Origin of the sequence: Clostridium sp. 29_15 (genome assembly GCF_001916075.1) — a bacterium.
Lineage (GTDB): Bacteria > Bacillota > Clostridia > Clostridiales > Clostridiaceae > Clostridium > Clostridium lentum.
The window spans coordinates 1-12,374 of sequence record NZ_MNRT01000023.1 but is presented as its reverse complement, the minus strand read 5'-3'; the positions used below and the strand labels follow the sequence as shown (position 1 = coordinate 12,374).

The window sequence follows — 12,374 nt, the reverse complement described above, 5'->3', positions numbered from 1 at the left end:
TCCCTTTAACACCACATTAATTATAAATATATTTTAAAGTTCTAACCATCTTACAACCTTATTTCTACTTTTTGCATTACTAATGGTTGAGGTTAAAAATTTCTTTTTACTTTCCTTGTCATATTCTTTAGTAGTAATTCCTACAAATATATGATGTATCCATGCAATTGGAAGCAATATTTTATATTTCTTTGCATATCCATATCTATCAGATAATTTATTTACTGGAGGTAATATTATTTGTATATATCTTTTAACCATACTAAAGGTATTATCTTTATCTATATCGTACCCCACTTGAGCTCTAAAGGTATAAGATAAATCTCTTTGCCCATAAACTCCTCCTGTGAATATATCATCTACAACTAAATCTATAACATCATCATCATTATTATTATCTTTAAGCTCTTTTGGTATCTCCATATTAAATAAATAATTACATACTTTAAACATGCCTATAGAAAATCTTAATAATCCACTTCTTTCTGCTTTTAATAAAAAATTATTCCAATTAATATTCTTTCCCTCATGTTCAACTAATAAAACTAAATCTGCTAATTGTCTAACACCAAAGCCTGATATAGCCATATGAGATGCCATATGTGCACAAAAATGTAAAGCCTGGTCCTCAAGTGATAATGCCAATGTATCAATTCTCCCAACTTTAATCTTCCTAGCATCATTCCAAATATATTCTTGAAAGCATTTTTGCCCATTTCTAAATGTTTCATTTGCTAATGTCCAATGAACTTCTAAATTAAATCCATGTTTTAAAAATGCAATATGATGCCCTGCATCCTCTTCTTCTCTAAAACCTTCATTTAAAAGAAGTTTTCTCACCTTTGGCAGATCTTCTTTATGAATAATTATATCTGAATCACACATTGTCCTTAAATCTGGTTTTGGGTAATAATACCTAATAACTAGTCCTTTCAAAACTATTACTGATATATTATTTTCATTAAATAATTTTAATATTTCCTCTGTATCTTTAATATGCTTACTTTGCTGAATTGCAGATATAAGTGTAATTCTTTTTAATTTATTTATAATTTTATTATCTATATTATCTCCACTATTTTTTAGTGCTAGATATAAAAGTCCATCTATACTATGAGCATTACATTCTTCAATGATTTTATCCCAATCAATATTGTTAGAATAATTAAATTTTGGCTTACTATCATGTATAGATGCATTTAATAAATCAATTATCTGTTCTTGATACTTTTCCATCCTTCTCCTCCACAGTGATAAAATTAAGCTTTTTGTTTATTTCAAAATAAAAGGATACTCCTCTTTTTTGAAGTGTATCCAAATAAAACTCTCTATGTATATTAAAATTACTCTTAATAACATCTTCTGCATCTTAGTGTACTATATTTATATTATCATATTTCCACTTAATTATTATCATCAATCGTTCATCAAATTCTACCATTTTTCCCTTTTATATACAATCAAATTTTTTACTTAACTAAACTTTTTAATTTTTCTTCAAGTTCTTCTGCTGTGATTTTATTAGACATTTCTTCACCATTAATATATACAGTAGGTACTGCATGAATATCTAACTTTTCTTTTTCTTTTCTTATCCTCTTCAAATCACTAATATTATTTTTATTATCATCTTCTTTTAAATTTAATAGTTTAATAACATCTTCATCATTTTCATAAGCTATCCATTGACTTTGTTTTTCATATATTTCTGATAACTTTTCAAAATCATTTATTTGTTCATCATTCATTTTTTTATAAATTAAATCATCAAATTGAAATCTTTCTATATCAATTTGCTTTTCTATATATTTTACATCACCATTATCTATATATTTTTTTAAAACATCATGTAATTTTAAGTGTAACTCAGAACAATCTGGACATTGAAAGCTTGTATAGTTTTTTATTACTATAGGCGCTGACTCAACTCCATATACTAATCCTACTTCTTTATCTTTACTACAACTTATATTTAAAACTGTAATAAAAAAAACAATAGCAATACTAAATATATATTTTAAGTGTTTTTTCATATACTTCTCCTAATTAACATAATATTTATTATATAAAAAGGAATATACTATTACTAATATATTCCTTTTTAGGTTATGCGCTAAATAAATTTACACTTAACTCATACACCTGTCATGTACTTTATCATACTTAGGGCAATTTGGTAAATGATTTGTTTTAAAATCATTTTGTGCTTCACCTTCTTGATTAAATATATATCCACTTTCCTTTTTGCAACATGGACATTTCCAACCTATAAATGGTTCTAAATCCATAGTTACTAATTCTGGTGAACCACTCCTATACATAATTATTGCTTCTACTGCTTTTGTTTCCTCTAAATTTAATTTCTTTACTTGTGGCGTTTTCCATTTAGCTTTCATAAAAAATACCTCCATATAATTTTATTATTAAAATTTTAATTCCAATATCATTATACCATTTTTTACCAATTAAAACTCAATATAATACTAACTTTCGTTATAAAAATTAACTATTTTTTTTACATATTATTTATAATATCTTCATACTATTTTGCTCTTTTTGTCAAAGTAAGTACATTAATTTCTGGTGTGTTAAACAATCTAAATTGTAATAACTTATATGGTGCATTAGCACCAAGGCCAGCTGTTACATATTGATTTGTATTTCCCCATGTAATTAAACCTTTTACTTCTTTTTGATCTGGGAAAAAATATACTGGTGCAAAAACATCTGGAATAAATAATGCTCCATAGAAAGGTATTCTAATTTGTCCTGCATGATAATGCCCTGCTAAAACAAGATTGTAATCTGGTATATTTTGATCTGTTGCATAATGATTTTCATGTCTTGGATAATGAGTAACTACAACTTTAACTGAATTATCATTATCCTTATCTACACCTGTTTCATTATAAAAAGTTGTTCCATTAATAAATCTAGATACCCATAAGGTACTTTTGCCTCTTGTAATAGCATAAGGCTTATCTAAAACCTTGCATCCCTTTTCAATTAATAGTTGTCCATCACTAGTTATTTCTCCAATATTCTCATTAACAGCTTCCAATCCTGTATCACCTTTTACATAAAAAATATTCTCCTTATTTTCTAAACCATCTAATATATCAAAGAAAGGCTTATTATCTTCAGTATGCTTGTCCATCATATCTCCACAAATAGCAATCATATCATAATCTATGGCATTCATTTTTTTAAGTAATCTCTTTTGATTCTTTCCAAAAGTTTTACCATGTAAATCTGCTATTTGAAGTATCTTAAATCCTTCAAACTCTTCTGGTAAATCTACCACTTTAACTTCCTGCTCCACAACTTTTATTCTGTTATTATCAAAAATATTGTAAATTACAATTATCAATATCACTGATAAAATAACCAATGCTAACCTTTTAAAAAACTTTCTCATAAATTTCATCATCTCCTTCCACCTTTAAACAGAATTTTCACTTTTATATTTTACCATATTTTACTTTTATTGTATTTATTTTTATAAAATAAAAAAAGTTGACCTCTAAATCATTAGAAATCAACTTAATATTAAATTTATATATGCTTTACCCCATAACAGCATTATTTTCTTTATGTACAATACTTTTTTCTCTTTTCTTTCCCAACATAAAAGGTAAATATTTATTTATAATTTTTATTAATGGATATTCCAGTAATAATATTATAAAAATAATCATTATATTATTTAAATATTTTATTAAAGAACTTTTTAATATTGCTTGTAAAATCAACTGATGGGTTGCCATAATAATTAATGTGTTTTGACCTAAGAATTTTAGTACTTTACTATGGTTAATTTTTTTAGTAATGGCTATTATTAAAAGTGACCCTATAATTGAGTTAAATACATATAGAGGTAAATTATTAAACTGCACTCCCCATAAATCAACATATCCATTTAATGTAGACAATATTATACTTATAGCTGCTAAAATTAAAATTTGATATATTTTAAAATTAATTTTACTTATTACCTTATATAGATAATATCCAATATTAATAAAAAATAAAGCTACCATACTACGTATTAATACAATAGTTAACTTTCCAATTACATTAGTATAATTTCCCTTACTAACAAAGATAAATATGGCAATGATAAAAACTATACTTATATAAAATAAAGCTTTATATTTATTTTTACTTATATTATTTTTTTCAAATAAAAATAGAGTCTCTGATATAAATAGTGCTGGTAAAAACCATAACGCCCCTATTCCAAATAAAGTTATAGTATTAAAAATGTTCCCTTTAAATACTTCATATGATAAATCCTTTATTAAATAAAATCCTACTATATTAATTATACTAAATAATATATACGGCACCATCAGCGATTTAAATTTTTTTAAAATCATACTTTTTGTATCTTTATTTTTATTAAGCTTTAATAAAAAACCTGATATTATAAAAAATAATGGCATATTAAATGAATAAATCCAAGTAGTGGCTATATTATTTCCAGAATAAACATGTCCAAATATTACAAATAATATTGCTATTCCTTTTGAGTAATCAATATAATTAATTTTTTCTTTCATAAATCCTCCAAAATTACTAAAAATTAAATCTATATTATTTTATAAAAAATAGATATTTCTATTTTTAAAATTCTCTAGTTGTGTCTTTATCTAGTAGCAACTCTTTCATTAACATTATTTCTATTTACTATTACTTGGAAAGCTTTAGTTAATAATATAGGAATAACTATACTTACAATAAAACATGCTAAAACAAGAATTGTTGAATTTATATTTTTACTAGCAATATATGATAAGATAATAAAAATTAATGGTTCATGTAATAAATAAATATTAAATGAATACTTATTTAAAAATTTCATACATTTATTAATATTACTTTGTAGCTTTCTACTTTTTAATTTATTATTTAATAAATACACTGCCAAAAATGTTTCTGTTATACCTATTAAAGCTATAATTACATTAATTAATGAAAATACTCTACTTAAAATTATGTTATCTATTGTTATTTTACTTACTAAAATTAATGCTAATGAAATTATTATTAATATTGGTATTAAAATAATAATTATTAATGTTTTTGTAGAAACCATTTTTGAATATATTTTATCTTTACTTCTAAAGCATTCATAACCTAAATAAAAAAATATACTATATTGAATTGCTCTATTGATTAAAAATAAACTAGTAAAAAATCCTGAACAAACATACATTAAAGTAAAAACAGCAATATTTACTATAACTGAATATTTTTTATTTAATATAAATTTTTCATATAAATAAAATAATATAAAAATATCAAAAAGCATTAATAAGTACCATAAGTGCCCAGTATTTAATCCTATAAGAAAATCTCTTATGCTATTAAGTAATGTTCCTTTTTCTATATTTCCTATAAGATACTTAATTGGAATTGAGTAAAATAAACCTACTGTTAAAAATGGCACTATTAATCTTTTAAATTTATTACTTACTAACCTTTTTAAACTTTTATACTTTTCTTTATTTTTTCTACAATAATAGTAAATAGAGCCTGAAACAAATACTAGCATAGGAACATGAAAAGTATATACATATGATGCTATTAATCCATATATAGGTGCATTTACTGATGATTTATATACCCATCCCCCTGTATATATGGAAGTACAATGACCTATAACCACTAAAAGTATTCCTATAACTTTTAAATAATCTAAATCCTTTAAAATATTCTCTTTACCCTGCATTAACTACTCCCCTTTTATTATTTATTTTACTGATTCTAAATGATATTACATTTTAATAATTTTTAGAAATTTTACTGCCCTATTAAATTTTATTATATTTTTATATATTTTAAATTATATCACATACTTTACTTTTTATGTCTTTATCTGATATAATAACTTTACTATATCTACAAAGAATTACAGAATTTTAAACATGAATATTAATATATTATTAAGTATACCAAAATCGTTATGCTTTAACTTATATGCTTTCCCATTAAAAATATCGGTAAAAACTTCTATTTTAGTTTCTTATTTGATATTAAGTAATAGTTTTTAAGCAAATAAAATTTCACTATTTTTGGGAACGATACAAATACTATTGGAAATGATGTATTAGTTGGATAGAATGTTAATATTAGAAGTTCTGATGATCACTATATTTATGATACAGTTATTAAAATTAATAATCCTATAGTTAAGCTATATACAGTTGGTAATCTCATCTAGATTGCACCAAATGTTGGTGCATCAAAAAGAAGTGATATCCCTAACAACTGTGTTATTACTCATAGAAGTTACGTATTATCTAAATTTACTACTCCACACTATATTGTAGGTTGTTATCCAGCTAAAGTTTTAATAGAGAATATTTCTAAGAAATATTAAGAGGAAGTACTCAATTTAAGTACTTCCTTATTAAAATTACTCTACTACATATACTTCTACCTTACCCATATTAGTTATATATAACAATTGAACATCTCCATTTATATCTATCCCATCTATATGCGTTGGTATAACTTCACTTAATTTTCCTGAATTAATACAATAATATAAATTATCTTCTGTATACACAAATGCTCCCTGTTTAATATCTGTATTCTTAACAATATTAAAATAAGTCTCTTGATTCACAAATCCCCAATTACCTATAGATGGTATAAATCCTGTTTTTACACATCTTACTCCTAACCTTTTAATTCCATTAATATTGCAATAAGAAGTAATATTATAATTATATTTTTTAAAATCCTTAATAACATCATCATTACTAAAAAAATACGTCCTTGCTACACCAACAACCTCAGCATTTGTAGTTATAATCTCGCCAGTATTATAAATTCCACCTCCACTAGCAACTATTCCTGATTGAGAAAATGTAGGGTTTGAAAATTTAGCACCTCTTGCAAGGAAATCTCTTATATCATTTTTATTTATTTGATTAGGATCAAATAAAATTTGATTTTTAATAAAAAAATTAAATTTAAAAGTATTTGAAGTATTATTCTCAATTATAAAATTAATATCATAATTTAATGCATAATTACTATTTTTAGGTATATCTCCATATATGCCTCCTATATTGTCTCTAAAAATAAACTTACATTTCTTTTCTGTATTTGATAAATAGGTCGGTTCATTTAATGAATCTATACTTACTAACTTCTGAAGTGGCATAAGACTTGTATTATTTTCAAAAATTATATCCCCTGATATAGATAATAGTCTAAAATAAGATAAAATTCTATTTCGCCTACATTGTAAATTATGAGTTGTATATCCTAGTTTTAATGCTGCATTACCACTAAAATAATTATCCTCTATTACTACATCCTTTACTTGTGCAGAATACCATTCAAAGATATATGGGTATCCACCTCCAATATGCTCCCAATGATTATTTTTAACTTCTATATTTTCACTAATTTTACTATTTCCATTAAAAGCCCAACCTGCTGTGCCTATAATATTATTATTGCTTATTTCTAAATTAGTAAAACATTTCCTAGATTCAAAATCAATTAAGCCTAATGCCCTCCATTTCCAAGTATCATCACCTACAACTTCAGCTCTATTGGCTCCTAAACACTCATTTCTATTAAATTTTACATTATATAATCTTTCACCATTTCCACCTAAATCAATAGCAAATACCCATCTTCCCCAGTTATAAAACTTATTATCTTCAACATATAAACCATCCAATTCAGTTGGATTAATTATTAATATAAAATCTCCACCATAGTCTCCAGCTTTTTTGTACATTGTTCCTGCATCATTAAATTCATTATTATGAATATTTAATTCTTTAATTACTGATGGCTTAAATGATGCATTGGGCTCACTAGTATTATAGTTAACATCATATTTATAATGCTTATATCCTATTTCACCTAAAACATTTAAATATAATTGTCCTGGTGAATAAAATAATGTATGGTTACTATTTTTATTTACTGATGTCATAGTTTTTCCTTTACCATCAAAATTGAAATTCTTTATCTCTAAATTTTCAATATCTTGAGCAAAATTAAAAATTCCCATACCAGAATCACCAAATTGATTATCAGGTAAAGTTATTAAACAATCATTTCCATCTAAAATCAAATTATTTACATTTGCCATTATAGGTTTATAAAAGGCTTGTCCTCCTAATAAGGTTCCACACATATATAGTCTATATGGATTATCTTCATTTAATCCTAGTATATACGTAGCCTTATTTCTAAACTTTATTTCACCAGTTTTAACATAAGCAAACATATGAATAAATGACCAATTATCATTGCTTTTTCCATCACCTTTTGCTCCCCATTGCTCTGGTGTATAATTATCCCCTTGAATAACAGCAATTAATTTATTATTTAAAGTATGATTTCCATATTCGTCTACAGGTGTTTTAACAAAAGTATTTCCCTTTTTAATATATAAAATATCTTTAGGCAATACATTATTGTACCAATTATCATAAGTCATTATTTTATACTTAGCTGCACCATTATCTCCTGCTATATAATATCCTTTTGTAGATACAATTGAACCTTCTTTTAAATCTGCCTCTTTTAATTCTACAATATTGTCAAACTCAAGAGTTTCTTCACTTCCTGAATTTGCATAAATAACGTCCAATATAAAATTACTGATATTTTTATTAATTCTTCCTTTTTCTATTGATACTCTTATATATGATACTCCTGCTGAAATACTATAATTTAAAGCATCATCCAAATCAGCTGGAATAATTCCTTTTATATATTTTTTATCTGCATCATAACATGCTCCTAAGGAATTTGGTGCCTTCATAGGAAATATAACAATATCCCCTTCACTAACCTTTAAATATCCAGTACACCAATAATACTCAGGTAAATCTCCTATAGTTCCATTTCTGTAATTGACATATCCATCAAAATATTCATCCTTACTTCCATTAAATAAATTTTCTTCCATAATACCCCTCCTTATAAATAACTTTTTATACTATAACTTATGTGAATTACCCTAGAATGTTCTATTTACTATAAATATAGTCACAAAAAAAGGACAGTGCTTTATTAACTTAATAAAACACCATCCTCATTGTTTCATTTATATATTTTAACTTTTGCTATATTAGCTAAATGCACTAAATATACATCACCACTTAAATATCGATTATCTTCTTTGATTATTTCAGTTCCTAAATTTCCATTATTACAAGCCATATATAAATCTGAATCAGTATATATATGTGCATATTTATTTACATTTAATCCTGATTTAAATTTAATATCTGGGGATGCATAAACAAATTCGCCTCCCGTAGGTAAATAACCATCTTCTACACACTTAATGGTACTAAAGCCATAATTATTATAGCTATAATCATAATTATTAAAATTATTTATTCCTAATTTTGTTCCATCATAATAATACTCGACTCTTGAAACTCCTGCATCTTTTAAATTATCAACTATAATATCACCTTTTGAATAATATCCACCACCACAAATAGGATTATTATTTAAACTATATGTTTTATTAATAAATTTTGCTCCCCTAACACTAAAAGCATGATTTCCAACAATTTGTGAAGTGTCAAATGTAAAATCTTTAGCATCCCATGCAACTAAATTTATATATTCCATTTTATTATTTTCTATATTAAATTTTATATAATTATATTTTCCCGGACTATCTGGATCAAAAAACATAGCTTCTCCACCATGATATCCAATCCCCCCTATGTTATTTGTATATATAAAATTGCAAAATTTATAGTCATCTTCATCTATATATTCAGGGTAATCTACGCCTTCAACTTGAACTAATTCTTTTCCTGTTGTTGTATTATTATCAAAAATTATATTTCCAAAAACACCAAGAACCCTAAATGAACTATTTGAAAACTTATTATTTTTAACTGTAATATTATCCAATTTATATCCTAATTTAATACTTCCTATGTCATCAGTAAAATCATTATTTTTAAATTTTAAATTTTTCATTTGAACACTATAAAATTCAAAAGTATATGGATATGCAGATTTATAGTTATAATTAGGTCGTATAAATTTATTATTACTTATATCTATATTATTGGATATTTTACTATTTCCATTTATCGCAAATCCTGTTATACCATTAATGTAATTATTTTTAAACTCTAAATTAGTAAAACACTTTTTTGATTCAAAATCAATTAATCCTAATCCTCTTTGTTGTTTATAAGGAACTTTATCTGACTCATCTTCTTGAATACATATATTATTATTAAACTTTATATTATATAACCTTTCTCCATTGCCACCTAAATCAATGGAAAAGACCCATCTTCCCCAATTAGTGAATTTATTATTCTCTATAAATAATCCATCTAGTTCTGTTGGATTTACTATTAAAATAAAATCTCCACCACTATCATTAGAATTCACCATAGTACCAGCATTTTTAAAATTACAATTATTTATACTCCACTTTTTAATATATGATGGTTTAAATGACTCATTTAAATTCTCCGAATTATATTTTGAAGAATATTTATAGTGACTTTCACCAATTTCATTTCCTAATACATTTAAATATAATTGCCCTGGTGAATAGAAAATTGTATGATTGGAAGTTTTAACATTATCAATCATTGAATAACAATTTCCATCAAAATTTAGATTTTGTATTGTAAAATTCTCTATATCTTGAGTGAAGTTTAAAATCCCCATACCTGTATCATCCCAGCTATTATCTAATAATTTTATAGTAGCATTATTTCCTTCAATAATTAAATCTTTTACATTTCCCATAATAGGTTTATTAAAATTTTGACCTCCCAATAATGAACCACACATATATAATCTATACGGATTATCCTCTTTTCCTTTTCCTATCATATATACTGAATCTTTTTTAAATTTAATTTTTCCAGTCTTAATAAAAGCAAACATATTTATTAAAGCATCATTATTATCTGTTTTTCCATCTCCAATTGCTCCCCATTGTTCAGGAGTAGTTTCATTATCTATAATTAATTTAGCTACTAATCCATTTTTCAAAGTGTGATTTCCATATTCATCTACTGGTGTTTTAATTAAACTTCTATTTTTATATACATATTTTATATCATTTGGTAATTCTTCACACCATTCATCATATGTTATAATCCTATATTTTGCATAGCCATCAATGCTCCCTTCATAATAACCTTCAGTATAAACAATATCACCAACATCATAATCACTATTTATCATTTCATTAACAGAACTAACTTTATTAATATCTATTTTATTAATGTAGAAAATATTAACTATTAATAATACTATAAAAATTATTAATTTTCGTATTTTATTATGTATAATTATCACTCCTTCATAAATTTATAATAGTTTATTTAAATTATTAACGATAAATAAAACATTTAATCTAAATAATATAAAAAAAGTTATCTAAATTAATTTAGATAACTAAAAATAATTCCTAATTAAAAAAAACATTTTGTTTTCTTTCATTTTTTATTTCTTTTATTCTATAATATATTTCACTTAACAAGGTAGAAATAGTAACACTTAAAAGCATACATGTAGATGAAACTATCATTGGACTCAAACTATCTTTATTAATGTTACTTAATATAATAAAAATAATGGGCTCATGTAATAAATATATATTAAATATATGTTTCCCAATAAATTTTATTATTTTATTAATAATAAAATATTTTTCAATTAAAAGTATAAACGTATATATATGTGCTACTCCAAGTATGCCAATAAAAAAATATAATATTTTCTGTACCATAATAGTAAAAATAAAATAATATTTTAAATTTTTTACCATATATAATAAGCCAGCTATTAATACAAATGAAAAAACAAATACTTTATTTCTATTTTTATTTAAATATATATCAACTTTTTTAAATCCTTTTTCACTTGTAACATAACATTTATATCCTACATAAAAATATATGCAATAATAAAATACATTTGAAAGTTCAAAATAATCTGGTAATTTTGTGGAAATAATATTAGCTACAATCATTAAAATTATTAATATCTTCTCTTTTCCTTTCCTAAGTAATATTTTCTCCAGCATATAAAATATAATAAATAATATAAAAAGCATCATTAAGAACCATAAATGTCCATTATTATGGTCTTATGTCAATATTTTGGACACAAAAAGTCAAACTTTTTTATGCTGCACTTCTAGCTAATAATTCACATTGTTCTGGTGTCATGTAATTAATAGAAGAGTGTATCCTTTTTTTGTTATACCAACCTTCAATATATTTAAATATAGCTATATTGGCTTCTTCGAAGGTGCGATATGTATTTCTATAGATTTCTTCCTTCTTTATTGAAGAATGGAAAGATTCTATACAAGCATTGTCATAAGGACA

Annotated in this window: 9 protein-coding genes and 1 pseudogene; all 10 read right to left on the bottom strand. The window is 24.2% G+C overall.

Going from position 1 to position 12,374, the window contains the following annotated elements:
- Nucleotides 1-33: 33 nt before the first annotated feature.
- Nucleotides 34-1,236, bottom strand: a complete 1,203-nt coding sequence (locus tag BHW04_RS04485) for a nucleotidyltransferase domain-containing protein (protein WP_302699046.1) — start codon at nucleotides 1,234-1,236, stop codon at nucleotides 34-36.
- A gap of 233 nt (nucleotides 1,237-1,469) precedes the next feature.
- Nucleotides 1,470-2,033, bottom strand: a complete 564-nt coding sequence (locus BHW04_RS04480; protein ID WP_302653667.1) for a thioredoxin domain-containing protein — start codon at nucleotides 2,031-2,033, stop codon at nucleotides 1,470-1,472.
- Between the two features lie 96 nt (nucleotides 2,034-2,129).
- On the bottom strand, nucleotides 2,130-2,396 hold the full coding sequence (locus BHW04_RS04475; protein WP_302699045.1) for a hypothetical protein: 267 nt from the start codon (nucleotides 2,394-2,396) through the stop codon (nucleotides 2,130-2,132).
- A gap of 146 nt (nucleotides 2,397-2,542) precedes the next feature.
- The gene (locus BHW04_RS04470) at nucleotides 2,543-3,430 is read right to left on the bottom strand and encodes a metallophosphoesterase (protein WP_302699043.1); all 888 of its coding nucleotides are present in this window, start codon (nucleotides 3,428-3,430) and stop codon (nucleotides 2,543-2,545) included.
- Between the two features lie 136 nt (nucleotides 3,431-3,566).
- The gene (locus BHW04_RS04465) at nucleotides 3,567-4,562 is read right to left on the bottom strand and encodes an acyltransferase family protein (protein WP_302699041.1); all 996 of its coding nucleotides are present in this window, start codon (nucleotides 4,560-4,562) and stop codon (nucleotides 3,567-3,569) included.
- A gap of 86 nt (nucleotides 4,563-4,648) precedes the next feature.
- On the bottom strand, nucleotides 4,649-5,734 hold the full coding sequence (locus BHW04_RS04460; RefSeq protein ID WP_302699039.1) for an acyltransferase family protein: 1,086 nt from the start codon (nucleotides 5,732-5,734) through the stop codon (nucleotides 4,649-4,651).
- 687 nt (nucleotides 5,735-6,421) lie between these two features.
- The gene (locus tag BHW04_RS04455) at nucleotides 6,422-8,950 is read right to left on the bottom strand and encodes a hypothetical protein (RefSeq protein WP_302699037.1); all 2,529 of its coding nucleotides are present in this window, start codon (nucleotides 8,948-8,950) and stop codon (nucleotides 6,422-6,424) included.
- A gap of 134 nt (nucleotides 8,951-9,084) precedes the next feature.
- Complete coding sequence (locus BHW04_RS04450; protein WP_302699035.1) at nucleotides 9,085-11,337, bottom strand: hypothetical protein; 2,253 nt, start codon at nucleotides 11,335-11,337, stop codon at nucleotides 9,085-9,087.
- A gap of 112 nt (nucleotides 11,338-11,449) precedes the next feature.
- A pseudogene (locus BHW04_RS12250) lies at nucleotides 11,450-12,112 on the bottom strand (acyltransferase family protein); the annotation flags it as partial.
- Between the two features lie 55 nt (nucleotides 12,113-12,167).
- The coding region (locus BHW04_RS04445; protein ID WP_302699033.1) for an IS3 family transposase at nucleotides 12,168-12,374 on the bottom strand (207 nt) is incomplete at its 5' end.

Excerpts from the sequence above, each read along its gene's own strand:
- BHW04_RS04485 (WP_302699046.1), bottom strand. The coding sequence starts at position 1,236 with ATGGAAAAGTATCAAGAACAGATAATTGATTTATTAAATGCATCTATA.
- BHW04_RS04480 (WP_302653667.1), bottom strand. The coding sequence starts at position 2,033 with ATGAAAAAACACTTAAAATATATATTTAGTATTGCTATTGTTTTTTTT.
- BHW04_RS04475 (WP_302699045.1), bottom strand. The coding sequence starts at position 2,396 with ATGAAAGCTAAATGGAAAACGCCACAAGTAAAGAAATTAAATTTAGAG.
- BHW04_RS04470 (WP_302699043.1), bottom strand. The coding sequence starts at position 3,430 with ATGATGAAATTTATGAGAAAGTTTTTTAAAAGGTTAGCATTGGTTATT.
- BHW04_RS04465 (WP_302699041.1), bottom strand. The coding sequence starts at position 4,562 with ATGAAAGAAAAAATTAATTATATTGATTACTCAAAAGGAATAGCAATA.
- BHW04_RS04460 (WP_302699039.1), bottom strand. The coding sequence starts at position 5,734 with ATGCAGGGTAAAGAGAATATTTTAAAGGATTTAGATTATTTAAAAGTT.
- BHW04_RS04455 (WP_302699037.1), bottom strand. The coding sequence starts at position 8,950 with ATGGAAGAAAATTTATTTAATGGAAGTAAGGATGAATATTTTGATGGA.